The 16783-nt window shown below is 68.9% G+C and carries 18 protein-coding genes and 4 pseudogenes; 10 read left to right on the plus strand and 12 right to left on the minus strand.

The window, feature by feature from the left end; all coding sequences use genetic code 11:
* Positions 1 to 263: 263 nt before the first annotated feature.
* Positions 264 to 656: an ester cyclase gene (locus OG698_RS46645; RefSeq protein ID WP_406110444.1), complete on the minus strand. Its 393-nt coding sequence runs from the start codon at positions 654 to 656 to the stop codon at positions 264 to 266.
* Positions 657 to 779: 123 nt separating this feature from the next.
* Between OG698_RS46645 and OG698_RS46650 the strand changes: the two genes are divergently transcribed.
* Together OG698_RS46650 and OG698_RS46655 are read left to right on the plus strand one after the other, a co-directional pair.
* Positions 780 to 1358, plus strand: coding sequence for a PadR family transcriptional regulator (locus tag OG698_RS46650; protein ID WP_406110446.1), 579 nt, complete (start codon positions 780 to 782; stop codon positions 1356 to 1358).
* Positions 1359 to 1378: 20 nt separating this feature from the next.
* Positions 1379 to 2369, plus strand: a pseudogene (locus OG698_RS46655) (NADPH:quinone reductase).
* A gap of 53 nt (positions 2370 to 2422) precedes the next feature.
* On the opposite strand, the gene OG698_RS46660 reads toward OG698_RS46655, so the two are convergent.
* Entirely contained in the window at positions 2423 to 2941 is a 519-nt protein-coding gene (locus tag OG698_RS46660) for a transposase (protein WP_406111688.1), read from the minus strand.
* A complete protein-coding gene (locus OG698_RS46665; protein ID WP_406110448.1) occupies positions 2850 to 3644 on the minus strand; it encodes a DMT family transporter in 795 nt (264 codons plus the stop codon). Before OG698_RS46665 ends, OG698_RS46660 begins: the two co-directional genes overlap by 92 nt.
* Before the next feature lie 129 nt (positions 3645 to 3773).
* Here OG698_RS46665 and OG698_RS46670 point away from each other — a divergent pair, with 129 nt between their 5' ends.
* Both OG698_RS46670 and OG698_RS46675 read left to right on the plus strand, forming a co-directional pair.
* Entirely contained in the window at positions 3774 to 5459 is a 1686-nt protein-coding gene (locus OG698_RS46670; RefSeq protein WP_406110450.1) for an SWIM zinc finger domain-containing protein, read from the plus strand.
* Between the two features lie 1334 nt (positions 5460 to 6793).
* Positions 6794 to 7057 (plus strand): annotated as a pseudogene (locus tag OG698_RS46675) (GNAT family N-acetyltransferase; N-acetyltransferase); the annotation flags it as partial.
* A gap of 177 nt (positions 7058 to 7234) precedes the next feature.
* Here the strand turns inward: OG698_RS46675 and OG698_RS46680 are convergent.
* Both OG698_RS46680 and OG698_RS46685 read right to left on the minus strand, forming a co-directional pair.
* Positions 7235 to 7534 (minus strand): hypothetical protein, encoded by a 300-nt coding sequence (locus tag OG698_RS46680; protein ID WP_406110452.1) that lies wholly within the window; start codon positions 7532 to 7534, stop codon positions 7235 to 7237.
* Between the two features lie 34 nt (positions 7535 to 7568).
* Positions 7569 to 7922, minus strand: coding sequence for a hypothetical protein (locus tag OG698_RS46685; protein ID WP_406110454.1), 354 nt, complete (start codon positions 7920 to 7922; stop codon positions 7569 to 7571).
* 929 nt (positions 7923 to 8851) lie between these two features.
* Here OG698_RS46685 and OG698_RS46690 point away from each other — a divergent pair.
* Positions 8852 to 9112, plus strand: a complete 261-nt coding sequence (locus tag OG698_RS46690; protein ID WP_406110456.1) for an HU family DNA-binding protein — start codon at positions 8852 to 8854, stop codon at positions 9110 to 9112.
* A gap of 212 nt (positions 9113 to 9324) precedes the next feature.
* Here OG698_RS46690 and OG698_RS46695 read toward each other — a convergent pair whose 3' ends face one another.
* Together OG698_RS46695 and OG698_RS46700 are read right to left on the minus strand one after the other, a co-directional pair.
* Positions 9325 to 9711 carry a fic family toxin-antitoxin system, toxin component gene (locus tag OG698_RS46695; RefSeq protein WP_406110458.1) on the minus strand — a complete coding sequence of 129 codons (387 nt, stop codon included), beginning with the start codon at positions 9709 to 9711 and terminating at the stop codon, positions 9325 to 9327.
* Entirely contained in the window at positions 9708 to 10007 is a 300-nt protein-coding gene (locus OG698_RS46700) for a DUF1778 domain-containing protein (protein ID WP_406110460.1), read from the minus strand. Before OG698_RS46700 ends, OG698_RS46695 begins: the two co-directional genes overlap by 4 nt.
* A 206-nt stretch (positions 10008 to 10213) precedes the next feature.
* Here OG698_RS46700 and OG698_RS46705 point away from each other — a divergent pair, with 206 nt between their 5' ends.
* On the plus strand, positions 10214 to 10861 hold the full coding sequence (locus tag OG698_RS46705; RefSeq protein ID WP_326778071.1) for a dihydrofolate reductase family protein: 648 nt from the start codon (positions 10214 to 10216) through the stop codon (positions 10859 to 10861).
* A gap of 19 nt (positions 10862 to 10880) precedes the next feature.
* Here OG698_RS46705 and OG698_RS46710 read toward each other — a convergent pair.
* Positions 10881 to 11221, minus strand: a pseudogene (locus OG698_RS46710) (transposase); the annotation flags it as partial.
* On the minus strand, positions 11215 to 11373 hold the full coding sequence (locus OG698_RS46715) for a hypothetical protein (protein ID WP_406111792.1): 159 nt from the start codon (positions 11371 to 11373) through the stop codon (positions 11215 to 11217). The gene OG698_RS46715 and the pseudogene OG698_RS46710, both read right to left, overlap by 7 nt.
* A 364-nt stretch (positions 11374 to 11737) precedes the next feature.
* Here OG698_RS46715 and OG698_RS46720 point away from each other — a divergent pair, with 364 nt between their 5' ends.
* On the plus strand, positions 11738 to 11803 hold the full coding sequence (locus tag OG698_RS46720; RefSeq protein ID WP_406111690.1) for a hypothetical protein: 66 nt from the start codon (positions 11738 to 11740) through the stop codon (positions 11801 to 11803).
* Between the two features lie 392 nt (positions 11804 to 12195).
* Here OG698_RS46720 and OG698_RS46725 read toward each other — a convergent pair whose 3' ends face one another.
* Positions 12196 to 12414: a universal stress protein gene (locus tag OG698_RS46725; protein WP_326778271.1), complete on the minus strand. Its 219-nt coding sequence runs from the start codon at positions 12412 to 12414 to the stop codon at positions 12196 to 12198.
* A 288-nt stretch (positions 12415 to 12702) separates the two neighbouring features.
* Between OG698_RS46725 and OG698_RS46730 the strand changes: the two genes are divergently transcribed.
* Both OG698_RS46730 and OG698_RS46735 read left to right on the plus strand, forming a co-directional pair.
* Positions 12703 to 13695 carry an Acg family FMN-binding oxidoreductase gene (locus tag OG698_RS46730; protein WP_406110462.1) on the plus strand — a complete coding sequence of 331 codons (993 nt, stop codon included), beginning with the start codon at positions 12703 to 12705 and terminating at the stop codon, positions 13693 to 13695.
* Positions 13696 to 13792: 97 nt separating this feature from the next.
* On the plus strand, positions 13793 to 15028 hold the full coding sequence (locus OG698_RS46735; protein WP_406110464.1) for a PP2C family protein-serine/threonine phosphatase: 1236 nt from the start codon (positions 13793 to 13795) through the stop codon (positions 15026 to 15028).
* Positions 15029 to 15049: 21 nt separating this feature from the next.
* On the opposite strand, the gene OG698_RS46740 is transcribed toward OG698_RS46735, so the two are convergent.
* The gene (locus OG698_RS46740; RefSeq protein ID WP_393588095.1) at positions 15050 to 15235 is read right to left on the minus strand and encodes a hypothetical protein; all 186 of its coding nucleotides are present in this window, start codon (positions 15233 to 15235) and stop codon (positions 15050 to 15052) included.
* 597 nt (positions 15236 to 15832) lie between these two features.
* Here OG698_RS46740 and OG698_RS46745 point away from each other — a divergent pair.
* Positions 15833 to 16030 carry a hypothetical protein gene (locus OG698_RS46745; protein ID WP_406110467.1) on the plus strand — a complete coding sequence of 66 codons (198 nt, stop codon included), beginning with the start codon at positions 15833 to 15835 and terminating at the stop codon, positions 16028 to 16030.
* A 497-nt stretch (positions 16031 to 16527) separates the two neighbouring features.
* Here the strand turns inward: OG698_RS46745 and OG698_RS46750 are convergent.
* Positions 16528 to 16683 (minus strand): annotated as a pseudogene (locus OG698_RS46750) (UDP-N-acetylglucosamine--N-acetylmuramyl-(pentapeptide) pyrophosphoryl-undecaprenol N-acetylglucosamine transferase); the annotation flags it as partial.
* Positions 16684 to 16783 lie beyond the last annotated feature (100 nt).

Consider the following 16783-nt stretch of genomic DNA (forward strand, 5'->3'; position numbering starts at 1 on the left):
GCCCCCAGCTGTGAGGTGAGACGCCGGGTCCCAAAACTGAATGCAGTCGGCACAAGGCTCACCCCCGAATCGCAACGGCGACCGCCTCCGCCTGCCCGTCCCACCTAACCCACACGTGAGAGGGCCTCATGAGGTCTCGATAGCTGTACAGGAAGAACTGACGAGCCATCCCTGGGGCCAGGTCCGCATCCCGTACGCCGACCCCATACCGCTTTCTCGACTCGTTCAACCGGGCGCAGGTTCTGGTTGAGCGCTCGCTCGCCTTACGGCGTCGGTACGGCACCGATCTGCTGCATCACCCCGAGGAGGTCGGGCTGCCCCCGTTCCCCGATGATCCGGCCGTCGGCCAGATAGTAGAAGTTCATGGCCTGCACCGAGATCTTGTTGCCACTCGCCGGAATCCCGAAGAATTCGCCATCGTGGGTGCCTCGCATGGTGAACCGCGCGGCCACGGTGTCACCTTCGGTGACCGTCTCCTCCAGCGTCCACCGGACGTCCGGGAAGCCGCTGCGCATCATCCCGATGACTTCCATGTACCCAGCGGGTCCCCGCAGTGGTTCCGGGTGACTCGGTGCATGGAACACCGCATCCGGAGAAATGACCTTGCGAGCAAGGTCCTCGTCTGCTGTATTGATGAACTCGACGAATCGGTTCATCACTGACTCGGTGGACTGCAGTGGCATCTCGCTCTGCCTCTCAAGAGACGTTGGTGGAGCCTTGGAGCGTAACATCGAATCGATGTGTACATCGATTCGATGCGGCTGTGCGACAATGAAACCATGCTGGAACTAGCGATACTCGGCTTCCTGGCCGAGGGCCCTCTGCGCGGCCATGAGCTGCGCCGCCGCGTCGCACAGTTGACCGGGTACGCCCGGCCCGTGAGCGACGGCACCCTGTACCCCGCGATCAACCGCCTCGCCAAGACCGGCCTGCTGGAGCGGCGCACCGATCCGGGCGCCGGTGCCGCACGCTATGTGCTGAGCCTGACCGCCGACGGGCGGGCCGAGATGCTGGAGCGCCTGCGCAAGCCGGCCGACCACGAGATCACCGACTTCAGCCGGTTCTTCACCATCCTGGCGTTCCTCTCGCTCCTGCCTGACATCGCCGACCAGCACGCGGTGCTGCGCCGGCGACTGGACTTCCTGCAGGCGCCGGCGAGCTTCTTCTACGACGGCGACGAGCCGCTGCGCGCAGAGCAGGTCACCGACCCCTACCGGCGCGGCATGCTCCTCACGGCCCGCGCCACCAGCCGCGCCGAGCGCGCCTGGCTCCGTGACCTCCTCGGCGAGGGCGAGGCGGGGCCCGATGCCGCGCGCACCCGCAACGACCCCCCTACGCTCGAAGAACCCGCGGACTGAAAGGTGACGGAGGTTCCCGCATGCTTGCCTCCTGGTACGACGCACAGGGCCCCGCCGGCGAGGTGCTGCACGTCGGTGAGCTGCCCGTCCCCCGGCCCGGCCCCGGCGAGGTGCGCGTCCGTGTGACCGTCTCGGGCGTCAACCCCGGTGACACCAAGAAACGGCGTGGCTGGCTCGGCTCGACGATGCCCTTTCCCCGCGTGATCCCGCACAGCGACGCCGCCGGGGTCGTGGACGCAGGTCGGGGAAGGCGTCGACACGCGCCGTACGGGGGAGCGGGTGTGGGTCTACGGCGCGCAGTCTTACCGGCCCTTCGGCACCGCCGCCCAGTACACCGTCGTCCCTACCGACCTGGCCGCTCCCCTGCCCGACCACCTCGGCGACGAGCTCGGGGCGAGCCTGGGCATCCCCGGGATCACCGCCCACCGCACCGTATTTGCCGACGGCCCGGTCGACGGCAAATGCGTCCTGGTGCACGGTGTGCTCGGCGGGGTCGGCTCCCTGGCCGCCCAGCTCGCCCACTGGGCCGGGGCCACCGTGCTCGCCACGGTCCGGCACGAGGGGGACCTGGACTGCGTCGACCCCGGCGTGGTGTCTCATGCCGTCGCCCTCGACTCCGGCGACCCGGCAGCGGAGATCCGCACATATGCGCCGAAGGGAGTCCACCGCATCGTCGAGGTGGCCCTGTCCGACAACGCCGACCTGGACTGCGCCGTCGCCGCGAACGAGGCGGTCATCGCCGCCTACGCCACCCGCGCCGACCGGACCGAACTTCCCTTCTGGCCGCTGTTGTTCAACAACGTCACCCTCCGCCTGCTCGGCAGCGACGACTTCCCCGCCGAGGCAAGACGGCAGGCCGTCCGCGATCTCACAGCCGCGGCCGCCGTCGGCGCCCTCACGGTGGACATCGGCGACCGTTTCCCGCTGGAGGAGATCGCCCAGGCGCACGACCGCGTCGATGCCGGCGGCCGCGGCCGCACTCTGGTCACCATCCCCCAGCGATACAGCTGAGCCCACGCGACGGACGGCCACAACTTCCGGCGGCAGAGGGAACAGGAGCTCCTTCAACCACATCCCGGAAGGCCCGCCCGGCCTGTCGGCCTTGCTCGGCGTAGAGCCCTGTCGGCCGGTGTCAGCCGGCGGCCGTGTCGCGTGCTTCTTCGGCGGTGGCCGGTGCGGGGGCGGCGGCGCCGGTCCAGCTGGCGAGGATGCCGAGGGCCTCGGCGGAGGGGGAGGCGGGCTCGGGGGTGAGGATGACGAGGGACTGGGTCCTTCTTCTCCGGGATCACGTGTCGGGTGCTGCGTCGGCGTAGGTAAGAGCGGATGGCGCGGTTGCTGTACGCCTTGTCGGCACTCAGACTGTCGGGCGTGCGGCGCGGGCGGCCCGATCCGGTGCGGGGCACCCGAATCTGCTCCAGCACGGCCTCGAACTGGGCGCAGTCCGCCCGCTGGCCTGGCGTGATGACCAACAACAGTGGACGGCACCTGCCGTCAGCGGCGAGGTGGAGTTTGCAGGTCAGCCCGCCGCGGGAACGGCCGAGTCCTTCGCCTGCCGCACCGCCTCCGCCAGCAGGCAGCGCAATTGAGCGCGCACGTGAACTGTTCTTCCTGTAGCCCCTTTTGAGGCGGCCGACGGTGCGGGCGGCGCCTTCTTCGGGGCTCCGGCGGCATGCTGGTGTGCACGCACCGAGGTGGAGTCGACGTTGATGTTCCAGTCGATGTCCCCGTCGGCGTCTGCCCGGGCCTGGACGTGTTGGAGTACCCGATCCCAGGTGCCATCAGCCGACCACAGCATGTGTCGCGGATGATCACGGTTCTGCTCTTGGCAATTTGCCAGCCGTCCAAATCTGGCCCGGTGATTGACCGACCCCGGGACCAGATCAATTGGGATTCCCGGTAACTGGCGTCCACTGGTACCAGGTTGAGGATGTTGACCGCGACGCTCGAAGTCATCCGGCGCAGGCCGTAGTTGTAGAGGAGGAAACCGCCGACGGAACACGCCACGGCCAGATAGGTGAGCATCGCAGAGGCCGATGCGTCCGGCATCCGCCACTCGCCGATCTCCAGGAGTGAGGCGAGCAGGAAGCCGGCGGCGCCTGCCACAGTCTGGTGGTAGGTGAGGTTCACCGCGTCCTGGCCTCGACTCGCGTACTTGCCCAGCACGTTGTATCCGGCCCACATCAGCCCGCCGAGCAGGAGCAGCACGTCGCCGAACCAGCGTGCGCTGCCTCCGACTTCTGCCCCGTTGCGTACGACCAGGAAGGCGCCCAGGGCGGCGAGCAGCACGCCGCTGACCCGGAGCAGCGGGCATCCTCCATGATCAGGAGTTACACCGTTCTTCTTACCGTCCCGTCACCGAAGGTGAGAGAAGGGCCGTGGATTGGACAGTTTCTGCGAGAGCGGTTGAATACCGGTGTGGCACGAAACGCGGTGGGATTCGGCGAGGACGAGTTGCGGACGTTGGCTGGTGCACGGTCCTTCGAGCGGGGCGTGGGCTATCTGGATGCGGTCAGCGGCCTGGAGGTGGGTGACGACGCGGTCATCGCCAGGGTGCACGGTAGCGACGTCTATGAGGTGGAGCTCACCCTCGGCGACGGCACCAAAACCGGGGTCTCAGGATGGTGTGACTGCCCCTACGGGCAGGAGGGCAACTTCTGCAAGCACTGCGTAGCGGTCGGATTGACCGTGCTGCGGCAGGCGCCGATTCCACGTCAGCGGGCCGCCGCCCGGGCACGGACCTCGGGCTTGCAGGAGTGGCTCACACAACTGTCTCGCGACGAGCTTGTGGCGTTGGTGCAAGAACAGGTCGCCGCAGACCGGGAGTTGCGCAGACGCCTGGAGCTGCGGGCTGCGGCCGCGCACTGTGATGTGGATACGCTCCGGGAGCGGATTTTGGCGCTGGTCGACCCGCGGCCGTTCGAACAGTTCGGGTACGTGGAGTATGCGGACGCCCGTGGGTATGCACGGCAGGTCGAGGAGGCGGCGGACGCGCTGCGCGCCCTGACCGCCGGGGGGCAGGCGGCGCAGGCGGTCGGATTGGCTGAGGCGGCGATCCAGATGCTCGGCGAGGTGTATGGGGAGATCGACGACTCCGACGGCGTGGTCGGGCAGGCCGCCCATGCGGTGGTTGACGCCCACATGCAGGCATGCCGGGCAGCGCGCGCCGCCCCGGAGCGGCTTGCCCAGTGGCTGGTCGCTCACATGCTCGGGGACGCAAACGACGTGACGGACCTGGATCCGCTCGACTATGCCGATGTGCTGGGGCCCACCGGACTGGCCCGCATGCGGCAGCTGGCGGCCGAGGCGCTGCAGCGCAGCCCACGCGGCTGGGCGCAGCAGTACCTGATGGAACGCCTGATCAAGGCGGAGGGCGACGTGGATGCACTCATCGCCCTGTATGCAAAGGACTTGCTCCCCTGCGGTGCCACGCATCTGCGCATCGCCGAAGAACTCGACGCGGCGGGCCGCGAGAGCGAGGCGCTTGCCTGGGCGGAGCGCGGGCTGCGAGACACCTCCACCCAGGCGCATGTCGACGGCCACCTGGTCGATTACCTGTGCGCCCGATACACACGGACGGGCCGGACGGCGAAGGCGGTCTCCCTCCGACGAGACCGATTGCGGGCGGAGCGCTCCCTGACCGCCTACCAGCAGCTGCGCACCGCTGCTGGGGCCGTGGGCGGCTGGGAAAGTGAGCATGAGGCGGCGCTCGCTCTCCTGCGGGAGGACGCCCGCCAGGGGCTCGGCGGCCGGCTCGGCGGGTCTGTGCTGATGGACGCGCTGCTGGATGACAAAGATCTGGACGCCGCCTGGCGGGAGGCGTCCAGTGGCGCCGACGACCGGCAGTTGCAGCAGCTCGCCGACCTCTCGCGCACGACGCGACCGGCCGACGCGCTTGCGGTGTACCTGCGGTTGGTCGAACAGTTGAAGGAGCCGACCGGGGACCGCGTCTATGAGCGCATGGCCCTGCTGCTGCGGGGCGCCCGTGACTGCCACCGGGCGCTGGACACCATGGGTGAGTTCACCGCGTACGTCTGCGCACTGCGGGCGGAACTGAAGCGCAGGCGCAAGCTGATGACCATCCTCGACCGGCACGGGCTGTGACTCACCCCGTGCACGGGGCGCTGGTGCCTTTACGGACCCTCCATCAGGGCGGTAGTCGACCGCCGGGCGCGAGGGCTGCCCTGGTCTTGCGGATCGGTCAGGGGTGATGCGACGGGGCGTTTCCAGGACGTGCGTGGTGGTGATCGCGGGAAGCAGGTTCACGGCTCCCTCTGATCTGGTCAGGCCCCCTTCGTACTGCCCACGGCTCGGTTCAGCGCATGCGTCGAAGGACAGCCCTACATCGCAGGCGGGGAAGAGCCGGACGGCCTCGCTCCGAATGCGACGCGGGCCCAGACCAATGGTCCGTGCCCGCTCGACGCTGGCCGACCGGCAGGCCTCCACTGGCTGACCGGGCGGCATCCGGAAGGGGCGCCGGCCGAGCCGGAGCCCAGTCGGGCGCTGCAGCTGTCCGGGTCACAACCCCGGGCTGGGAGTATCGCTCGTGCTGTAGAAGATCCGCTTCGGCTGAACGGCACTGCGCCGAAACGGGCATGTGATCACTGAGGAGCTGCGCAGAGTGGTTCCGCCTTCCCGCGGCCTGGTGCGCAGTGCGACCGGTGCCCGGGTTACGGCCTGCGGCTGCGCAGCGCCCCGCAGGAACCCGTACTCGGTGCGCAGTGCGCAGTGCGCAGGTGTTCGGGCTCGCTGCGCAACGGGGGCTTCGGGAGTTGCGCAGCAGGCCCGCCCGGTCCCGATTCCGACTGCGCAGTGCCAACGAGGGCGCGTTGCGCACCGGGTACTGCGCAGCCCGTACCGGTCGACGGTGAGCGGTCGGTACGCATATTTTGCGGCGCCCGCCAAACGCGTACCGGGCGGCTGGAGCGGTACGGCGAAAACGCGTACCAGTACCTGAGCGAACCGGTTGCGTTCTGCTGGCCATAGGTACGTCTGACAGGTCTGTGACCTGGCTGTTCTAGAGACCGGTACGCGTTTCGGTACGCGCTTTTTCGCCCCTTTCTGTTGGGTGCCGGCGTGCTGGGCGTCGTGTTCTTGCTGATGATCCCCTTCACCCCCGAGTGATCGGCTTCGGCGACGTGAAGCTCGCCCTCAGCGCTGGCGCGACGCCCGGCTGGTGGGGATGGAGTGTGCTGCTCCTCGGTCTCTTCGCCGGCTGCCTCACCGTTGCTCTTTGCCGTTCCCGGTCATTGGCGCCGCTTTGAGCCCGCCTGTACGAGCGCGGACTGTGCAACCGGACGTGGCGGAACACAGCCCGTGGTGGCAGTTCCCAGCCTCTGGACCAGGCACTGGGCTGACCTTCACCGCTGGCCGTGTGACGGCCTGCAAACCGGATGAACAACCCCACTGCCCTTCATCGGCCGGGCACCGGTCCGCACGCAGAGGGTCCGGGGCACGTCCGTCCGGACGTCGGGAAGACCGAGCTCGGCTACCTGCTCCTGCCGCAAGCGTGGGGACACGGGTACGCCACCGAGGCGTGCGCAGCGGCACTCGACTGGTTCGCCGACGCGCTTCCCGGCGAGGCGGTGGTGCTGCGCACCCAGACCGCCAACGAGCGCTCGATGCGCCTGGCGGCAAAGCTGGGGTTCACCGAGGTGGAGCGGTACGAGGACTACGGCGCCGAGCAGTGGTTCGGCGTGTGGAAGGTCGGTCACGCCGTCCGATTGAGCTCGTGCTCGACCACGCGGATCCGCAACTCGACAGCACCGCTGCGACGGAGCCCAGCGCTGTTGAACTCGTGAACATCTCACCAGGCGGAGACGGCCGAATGCCTCCCGAAGCGCTGTGGAAGCGCTGTCCGTTCTCGTGGACGAAGCCAGTCAGAGCCCGCAGGCGCGTTGGGCCTGGGAGGCGGTCATGACGCGCTTCGCGTCGGCGTCCTGGAGTGCCTGCAGCTCGGACTTGTCCGGGTGACCGTCATCTGCGATGCGGCGCTCCAGGTCCTTCTTGATGGCGTTGTAGTCGTTCTCGGCGCTGTCGGCGGCAGCCATCGCCGTGGTGCACACGTCGCGCGTAGCGATGGGAGTGGTGCGGCCGGCGGGAGTGGCATGGGCCATCGGGGAGAGCGCGAGCACCACCAGGGCGCCGACCGCGATCGACGGCAGTCGCAGGGACATCATGGGGGAGGGCCTTTCGGTGGCGGAGCCGGTCGGGTCAAGACGACAGCGTGACCAGCCGGGTGTGGTCCTGTGCGTCGACGCACGCCTGGTAGGGGTTGGGGTCGCCCGGCCGCTCCTGGCACTGCCACGTGATGCCCGCCCTGCGGACCTGGACGGGTTTGGCCGCCGCGCCGTGCCAGGCCTTGGTGTAGGCGGCCGCCGCCTGCAGCGCGGCGCCGCAGGACACGTTCCCGGTCGCCGACACCGCGAGCCCGGTGGCCCCATCCGTCCCGCAGTAGGCGGCCTTGGGGGCCGTGCCGGAATCGGCGAACGACTGGGCCGGAGCAGCGAGGCAGAAGACGGCGGCGCCCAAGAGGACCGCAATCCTTCTCATCCTGATCGAGTGCACGTCGATACCTCCTCATTCCGAGTTCTCTGGGTTGCCTGGGCTGTGCGCTGTCTGGAACCGAGTACCTGGTCGTGCTCCGCGCAACCGTCTCACTGCGTACCGGCATCCTGGGTGACCGCGGTCACCGCGTCGCCCGTGGGGCGGGGATCGGGTCGATAGCGGGCTGGTCGTCCGGGTTCGGGTTCGGAATCGGGTTGACCGTGGGTTGGGCGTCGTGCACGTCCTGGCGTCCGCCCCCGTGAAGGCATGTCCGGCCACGGCCACGGCCGCTGCCCCGGCCCCGCGACCGACCGCGCCCAGTGTGCGCCCCGCCCCATCGGACGGCTACCGCCGAGCCCTCGAAGCGCATCGCCGGGCCGCGCCGCCGTCCCGGGTGGACCCGGCCATCGCGGAGGCAGTCGAGCGGCAGACCACCGCGATGCGCGAGCTCAGCCGTCGAGCGTTCCCCGAACCCGAAACCGTGCCAGACGATGCGCCGGCCGCGATCGAGGCGGCCCGCGTCCAGCGCCGCCGCCAGGGCGCGGCGACCGAGGCCGCCGCCCTTCGCCGGGCCCGTGCCGAACGGTCGGGAACACCGTCTCCCGTGACCGTTCCCCGGTCGTTGGGGAGGACGGCGTAAGCGACGCGGAGATGACCTAGCGGCCGAGGGCCTGTCGCACCGTCAGGTTGTGGTACTTCCGCAGCCGGTACAGCTCCCAGCACGACAACACCGTCACCGACACCGGGGCGCCGAGCAGGCACGATCCGGGCAACGACGGGAACCTCGGCGTTCGCGTTGCTGATCACGTCGACGGCGGCCATCACCCACACCAGCAAGGTGGCGAGGATCGGCGGCAGCACCTCGTGGATGTCGGCGGTGCGGAACACGTGCATGAGGCAGAGCGCGATCCCGTACAGGGCGAAGCCCACCGACCACGCGCACAGGGTGAGTGGCCGCGCTGGCTGACCGCGCCGAGGTGACCCGCAAGGACGCCGACGCCGTGCTGGCCGCGTTCGCCGAGACGGTCGGCGAGATCGTTGCCAAGGGCGACGAGAAGGTCACCATCCCCGGCTTCCTGACCTTCGAGCGCACGCACCGTGCCGCTCGCACCGCCCGCAACCCGCAGACCGGCGAGCCGCTTGAGATCCCCGCGGGATACAGCGCGAAGGTGTCCGCGGGCTCCAAGCTCAAGGAAGCCGCCAAGGGTTAGTAGTACCGGCACGCGCCAACACTGTCCCCGGGGAGTGAGCCCACTCGGCTCGCTCCCCGCCAGTGCCGGTCCTCCAGCCCCACTCGCAGCCCGCAACCTGCCGGCTTTCTGCGGCCGGCCGCTTTGGGACTCTGGTCAGCCCGCTGGCGCAGAGATAAGGGCGCGCCTTTGGGCCGAGGACGGGGCAGCCGCATGCGATGCCCTGTGGGGGATCAGCTGACAGTCCAGTCGCGGAGCCGGCGAGCGATGCCGGCTACACCCAGCTGTGTGGAAGCGGCGTCGCGGACGAGATCGACTGCAGCCTTGACGGGGTAGTCGAGGCGGCTTCCGTTGAGGATCAGATACGCCTCAGTGGCGTGCCAGGCGAAAGCAGCATTCGAGTGCTCGAGGCAGGGGAGCCGTGCCAGGGTCTGCAGGAGTGCGCCCGCCTTCAGGTTCAGCGTTACGTAGATGTCGTGCTCCAGGGCGCGCGCATTGACGCGTGCGACGGCCGCGTACAGAGGCCCGTAGTCGTCGACCTGGGGGTCGCCATCGAGGAGCTCGGCGGCGTGGAGTAGGAAGGTCACGTCGAGCGGATGCTCGGGGACGGGCTGGGTCACGCGGCGTGCTCCTGCCCGTGGGCATCGAGATCACGCCGCGCACGCTGTTCGGCCGTCCGGTGCTCAGGGCTCGGGTCCAAGCTGTCGGACGCGGCGCGAAAAGCGTCACCGCTGCGGGCCTTGGACTCCTCGAATGCCGCCAGGAACTTCCGCTCGACCGCAGTCGCCTTATCAACGGCGGCGGAGAGGATGTACTCCTGCAGGCTCATCCCTTCCTGTCGGGCGGCCGTTTCGATTGCTTCGCGCTGCGCCGGGTCGGGGAACCGCAAGTTCAGGGCCTTCGGATTGCTCGCCATGGTACCGATGGTACTACTGGCCCCAGCCTGGGGGCTAGGTGCGCCCCTGGCGGCGACCGGGGCGGCCACACCGCCAACGTGGGCGCTTCCTGACGCGCCTTGGAAAAAAGTTGCGGGCTGCTGTCGATCCGGCCACGCCCCGTTCGACGTCATGATGTGCGGCGCCTCGCCACACGATGACGCGACAGGACCTGACGAGGAAACACGTGGATCAACTGCTGAGAGTCATGAACTTCACCGTCTCGAGTGACGGAATCGGTGCCGGTGAGGACCAGAGCCTTGAGAGTCCGTTCGGCCACGCCGTCGACCCGGCGAGACTGTTCGCCTGGGCCGGTGCCACGGCGAGCTGGCCCATGCGCACGGATCCCGGGGGGAGCCGGGGCCTCGACGACTACTTCACGCGAGACTTCGCACGCAACATCGGTGCCGAGATCATGGGCCGCAACAAGTTCGGGCCCCAGCGCGGGCCCTGGCAGGACCATGAGTGGCGCGGCTGGTGGGGGGAGGAGCCCCCGTTCCACACACCGGTGTTCGTCCTGACCCACCACACGCGTCCGTCGTTCACGCTCTCCGACACCACGTTCCACTTCGTCGACAGCGACCCGGCCACGGTCCTCGAACAGGCGCGGGAAGCGGCGCAGGGCAAGGACGTCCGACTCGGCGGCGGGGTCACCACCATCCGGCAGTTCCTTGATGCCGACCTCGTCGACACCATGCATGTGGCGGTCTCGCCGGTAAAGCTCGGGTCCGGACTACGACTCTGGGAATCCACCGATGAGCTGCTCGACCGGTTCCACCTGGAGATCGTGCCCAGCCCGAGCGGCGTGAAGCACCACCTGTTCTGGCGAAGGTGACGCGAGGGCCCACTCGAGTTCAGGCTGCGACTGCGAAGGGGCGTCCGCCCCAGCGGATGCCCCTCTCGCTGCGGATGCGGGCGCGTTCCTTGCGTTGCGCCAGCGCAGGTAGCGGTGCACGGTCTGGGTCTGCGCGGGATGGCTGCGGTGGTTGGAGTTGGCCAGGGTGAACTGGCGCAGCGGGCCGAAGTGGGCCTCGATCGGGTTGGCCCAGGAGGCGTAGGTCGGGGTGAAGCAGAGTTCGACCTTGTTCTTCTTCACCCAGCGGCGGATGTCGGCGCCGGTGTGGGCGGAGAGGTTGTCCAGGATGATGTAGACCGGGGCTCCGTCGGGTCGGGCGGCGCGGATCGACTTCAGCGCGGGCCGGTCCCGGGGGTGTCGACGATGCGGGTGGCCGTCGCGGGCCGGCCGCAGGCGACGCACGGCTGAGGGGTGCGGCCGATCCTGGCGAAGGGCTCCGCTCCACTGGTCGTGTCCGGAGCGGGTGGGAGCTGGCGGGGGTCGACGTTCAAGATTCGCAGCGTGCTGCTGGCGTCCATCGCTGCTCTGTTCTGTTCGCTCCCTGGCTGCCGTGGTCGGCGAGCAGTCATAGTATCGAACGCATGAGCGACTCCAGTGCTCCGACACGCCTTGACATGCTGCGCTTCCTGGAGCGTGTGCAGGTCGGAGACTTGGACCGTACCCGCCGATGGATAGCCGCCGAGGAACGCCGCGAGACAGAACGCCAACGTGGCGCACAGGCCCATGCGCCGGCCCCGGGCTGGCTGATCGAGATGGGCCTGGGCGGTCGTGACCCCGTGTACGTCCACGTTGGCGGTTGCCACATGGGCAGGCAAACGATCGCGTGGCGCCGACCGAGATCAGGCTCTCCGCGCGGTGACCGAGGGCGTCGACGCCTGCCCCCGCTGCAGACCCGACACAGAGCTCGGGCTGCTCGACTAGCAGGACGAGAGCACACTCAACCAGATGCGTGGATTGCCGGTCGTTTCGTTGACGGGCCGTGCAGGCCGATCATATTGATCGTTGATTGGGTATGGAGATTCACCGACCGCACCCCCGTTCGCGCCGAGCTCCTCGGCGCCTACTGGCTCGACTCACCCGTCCTCAACGGCGATGCTTGCTGTTGTGCGGCCCAGGCTGCCGGGTCCGAGACCGGCCGGACGAGCATGTTGCGGCCGGGCCGCCCAGACGTCGGTGTCCGGCCACGATCGTGTCGCGCCGCGCGGTGTGCGCATTGCCCCCGCACGGGTGAGGCTGGGGGCAGGCCCACTACGGCTGAGCTCCTTGCTCACCGGCAGTCCCGCGTGGCTCACGGTGACGGCCGCCGCCGTCTCCTAGATCAGCTCGCGGCCGGCCCGGTGGGCGCGAGCGACGTCGGTGTGGGACAGGTAGTGAGTGCGGCCCGCAGTGTCGGCTGCGTGGACGATGTGGAGTCGGCTTCCGCGCCGCTTGGCCTCCGCGGCAGCCCACAGCGTTGCTGTCCGCGCGGATGCCGAGCCGTTGACGCCCACGACGAGCGAGCTAAGTGCGGAGTAGAGGGTGATGCCTTCCATGATTCGTCCTCATCGGGGTCCGAAAGGACCGTCAAGGACTGCTCTCCCACTGCCATCCACAAGCGCTGAACGAGAGCGACAGCGGCAGGGCAAGTTCCACAAGTCCCCTGCGCCGTTGCGTCCAGGCCGGCGTGGGTGCGATGGACCCGGTCGGTCCTGGCGAAGACCATTCGACCGCAGCCCCTGGCAACGACGCCGTTCCCTTCCCGGCGCCGCCGATTCCCGCATCGTCACGAGGGCTGCCGTACGGCACACACCTATGGCGAGTACTCACAGACAGGATGAACCGTGTCCCCCACAGAACAACTCGACGCGGCGGTCGTGACGTCGCTGGTCGAGGACGCTGTGACGGCGCCCTCCATGCACAACGCACAGCCCTGGAAGTTCGTCCACCGCACCGGCAGCCGTTCCCTGGCGCTGTACGGCGATCCAGACCGCACGCTGCCGCACGGCGATCCGGAGCACCGCGCTCTGCACCTCGGGTGCGGTGCCGCCCTGTTCAACCTGCGCGTGGCCGCCATCCACAACGGCTGGACCGCCGACGCCCGGCTGCTTCCCGACCCCGATGACCCGTGGTACCTGGCCGACGTACGCCTCGACCGGGCCGACGTCGTGGACCACGGTCTCGCGGACCTCCATCCCGCTGTACGGCGGCGGCACACCAGCCGTTTCCCCTTCTCTGAGGAACAGATTCCCGAGCCGATTCTCGATGGGCTTCGCTCGGCCGCTCTCCTGGAAGGCTGTCGGTTGATCACACCGGGCGCCTGGCATGCCGACGCCGTCAGGGAACTCGTGCACGACGCCGAGTTCCTCGAGGCCGGGAATGAGGCCGTACGCGCGGAGATCGCGACGTGGACGCGCACGGGCAGGACCGGTGAAGGCCTCGCCACCGAGGGCATTCCGGCGGACGCCCTCGGTCCACGGCAGTACGGTGTGAGCTCCCCCGTACGGGATTTCGACGCCCCGCGCCGGGTGGCGGACCGCGCCGTGGCCAACTTCGAGAAGCACCCCCAGATCGGGCTGCTCGGCACGGTCAAGGACGCTCCGGCGGACTGGCTGCGAGCAGGTCAGGCGATGCAGCGTGTGCTCCTGCAGGCCACACTCGACGGCCTTGCGGCCTCGCTGATGTCGCAACCTCTCGAATGGCCCGAGCTCCGGTCGTCCGTACGCGATCCGACCTCTGCGACCGGCTTCGTTCACATGGTGTTCCGTCTCGGCTACGGCCCCCCAGGCACGGCGACACCACGTCGGCCTGTGGCCGAAGTCCTCAGCTTCAAATGATGCAGTCGGCGAGTCACCGCCCCCTTCACCGCCACAACAGGTGACGGCGGGCCCCACTGCTCGGGACCCCGGCAGCGGAAAGGACTGACGCAAGTCCATGAAACCGAACATTGACTACAAAGCGTTGTTCACAGTCACGCCGAGTCCGTATCTGGTGCTGGGGCCAGACCTGGTGATCGTCGACGTCAACGAGGCCTACCTCCATGCCACCGGTCGGAGCAGGCAGGACCTGGTCGGCAAGTACCTGTTTGATGCCTTCCCAGACAATCCGGCGGATGAGAGCGCGGACGGGGTGCAGAACCTGGACGCCTCGCTGCGCCGGGTCCTGCGGTGGAGGCAGCCTGACACGATGGCGGTCCAAAAGTACGACATCCCCGTGCCGTCCCGGCCGGGGGCGTTCGAGGAGCGGTGGTGGTCGCCGATCAACACCCCCGTGCTCGGGCCGGACGGGCGGGTGGCGTGGATTATCCACCGGGTGGAGGACGTGACCGAATTTGTCCGCTCCAGACCACCCAAACCGACAGGAGGACCACTGGATAGGCGAGAAGCGATGGAGGCCGAGCTGTACGCACGGGCGCGGGAGCTGCAAAGGCTGAACGAGGAGCTGCGCCAGGCGCATGCCCGGGAGCGCCAGGTCGCCCTCACCCTGCAGGGGGCCATGCTGCATTCGCCCGACCTGGACCGGCACCGGAATGTCGCAGTGCGCTACCTGCCCGCAGTCGGGTCGCTGAACGTGTGCGGCGATTGGTACGACGTCGTTGATCTGCCCGAGGGCTCATTCGGCGTCGCGGTCGGCGACGTCGTCGGCCACGGCCTGGAGGCCGCCACCGTCATGGGCATGCTCCGCAGCGCGCTGAGCGCCGCCGTCCGGGCCCTGACCGAGCCGGCCAAGTCGCTGGAAGTCCTCGGCCTGTACGCCCGCTCGGTCGAAGGCGCGCTGGCAACCACCGCCGCCCAGGCCGTGATCGACACCCGCCACCAGCGGATCGCCTACAGCAGCGCCGGCCACCTCCCACCCGTCCTGGTGCACGCCGACGGCACCTACGACCTGCTGGACCAGGCCACCGACCCGCCCCTCGGCGCCCGCCCCGAACACGTTCCCCGCCCGCAAGCCTCCCTGCCTTACACTCCTGGTGACATCCTCGTGCTGTACACAGACGGGCTCATCGAACGCCGCGGCGAAGACATCGACGTCAGCCTGCACCGGCTCACCAACGCCCTCGCCCCTCATACCCGCATGAGCCCCGATCGCCTCGCCGACGCCCTGCTGGCCCGCCTCGGCGTGGCCGGCGGCGCCCGGGACGACATCGCTCTGATCGTCGTGCGCCTCTGACGGCGCGCTGACGCCGTGAGGTCACTTCTCCAGGTCCTGGTGCAACCGCAGCCGCAGCATGAACACTGCCCTGGCGTCCGCCAGACCTGCGAAGCGTTCGAGTAACGCCTCCAACAGGGCATCGTCTCCATCGCGCACCGCCGACACGATCTCGTCCATCACCTGGCGTAACTCAAGCGGCGCGATCGGCTCAACGGAATCCGCCATCTCCACCCGCTACCCACTGCTCGCTTCGCGAGCCTCACTCAATCGAGTGAAGCTCGCAGAGCGAGGCCACCCGGGCGTCGCGGTGAAGTACGTGCAGACCGCGACGCCCGGACCAGGACCTGTCCCGTATCCGCCTCGACCGCAGCGGCATCGACGAACGCACCGCCCACGGCACGGCCCTGGTGCGCCGCATGCTCCGCGAGGACTACTCGACCCGTGCCCCGCACGTCATCGCCGTGTTCCGCACCGCCTACCGGGGCCTCGGACCCGACGAAGCCCACCGGTTTCGAGTCGGACTGGTCCGCGTGGAAGCACCTGCAGAACCTCTCCTGCAGCGCCGCGTCGGACTTCGAGGCCGGGGAGGTGAGTGGACTCCCAGCGGGGCGACACGTGGGTCATGCTCCTGATGGTGGGGCCGTGCCCGTTCGCGACATGGCGAGGCACCGTGACAGCCCCCGATCCGGCCCATTCTTCCCGCCCCGGGGGGAGGGGCAAACGGCTGGGTGAACGTCTCACCCGTCCGCTCCACCCCGAGGGGCCTTATGGGCGGACAGGTGGTGCGATGGAAAGGTGGGGCCGTCTACCAGGGAGCTGGACATGCACGAGATGTGGGTCGGAGTGGACGCCGCGGGCGGTGGACTGGTGTGGCACGTACTGGCGGCCGACACGGCCGCCACGCTGTGCGGACAGCGCAGGCAGCGTGAGGGTGTCGCCGGACACGACTCGACCGACCGGCACTGCCTGGAGTGCATGACAGCGTTCCAGGACATCTTCCAAGCGTCAGCGAGGGCTTGATGAGTAGCGGTGGCCACAGGGCGCCGAAAGGAAGTCAGGAAATCGCCGACACCCGGATGGTGGCCCCATCCTGCGCGCTGGTGTCCGCCGCCGGGCCCCCGGAGGGGAGCGCATCATGGGTCCACGGGCAAGCCCCGTACACGCCAGCAATGCGCAGGCCCCGCATCAGCGCACTGGTCGGGTGAGAAGGGATGGAAGGTCCACTTGATCACGGACCGGAACGCACAGCCGCTGTCCGATTCGATGGGGTGCTCGTGATTTGCCAGGCTGACGGGCCAGTTCAACGTCGACCGATCAGGGACGTGCCGGTCCGGCCCTCACACGCATAGGGGCCGCGGCCCCAACTCACCGTTGCCCTCGAGTTACACAAACACCCCCAAGGGGAAAAACGCTCTTTCAGTCCTGTGGGGTGACGTTGGTGGGGCACGGTACGACGGCTGTCACTGTCTTGCCGGTCGCGTGGACGTCGACCCGCACGTTCACTGACAGCTCCTGGACCAGATGCCAGCATCCAGCCCGCGGCCCTCACCTGCGAGCCGGCCCCGCAGCGCGCGGATGGCCGTGAGTGCCGGGTAGGTATGGCCACCCGTTCCGCCGCCGGTGACGAGGAGGCGGAACGGCGTGTGCGGAGCGCGGCTGGTGTCGCTGGTCACGAGACGTCCAATCTGGCTGCGCGGGCATCGCCCGTCGTGCCCTCAACTCCCGCCGACGAAAGGCGGTCTGCGAGGTGCAGCCTTCCATACCGGTGGCATG

Origin of the sequence: Streptomyces sp. NBC_01003 (assembly GCF_045162695.1) — a bacterium.
Classification (GTDB): Bacteria; Actinomycetota; Actinomycetes; order Streptomycetales; family Streptomycetaceae; genus Streptomyces.

Coding starts and splice junctions, on each gene's coding strand:
- OG698_RS46645 (WP_406110444.1), bottom strand. CDS start 656: ATGAACCGATTCGTCGAGTTCATCAATACAGCAGACGAGGACCTTGCT.
- OG698_RS46650 (WP_406110446.1), top strand. CDS start 780: ATGCTGGAACTAGCGATACTCGGCTTCCTGGCCGAGGGCCCTCTGCGC.
- OG698_RS46680 (WP_406110452.1), bottom strand. CDS start 7,534: ATGATGTCCCTGCGACTGCCGTCGATCGCGGTCGGCGCCCTGGTGGTG.
- OG698_RS46700 (WP_406110460.1), bottom strand. CDS start 10,007: ATGGCGAGCAATCCGAAGGCCCTGAACTTGCGGTTCCCCGACCCGGCG.
- OG698_RS46725 (WP_326778271.1), bottom strand. CDS start 12,414: ATGGAAGGCATCACCCTCTACTCCGCACTTAGCTCGCTCGTCGTGGGC.
- OG698_RS46735 (WP_406110464.1), top strand. CDS start 13,793: ATGAAACCGAACATTGACTACAAAGCGTTGTTCACAGTCACGCCGAGT.
- OG698_RS46740 (WP_393588095.1), bottom strand. CDS start 15,235: ATGGCGGATTCCGTTGAGCCGATCGCGCCGCTTGAGTTACGCCAGGTG.
- OG698_RS46745 (WP_406110467.1), top strand. CDS start 15,833: ATGCACGAGATGTGGGTCGGAGTGGACGCCGCGGGCGGTGGACTGGTG.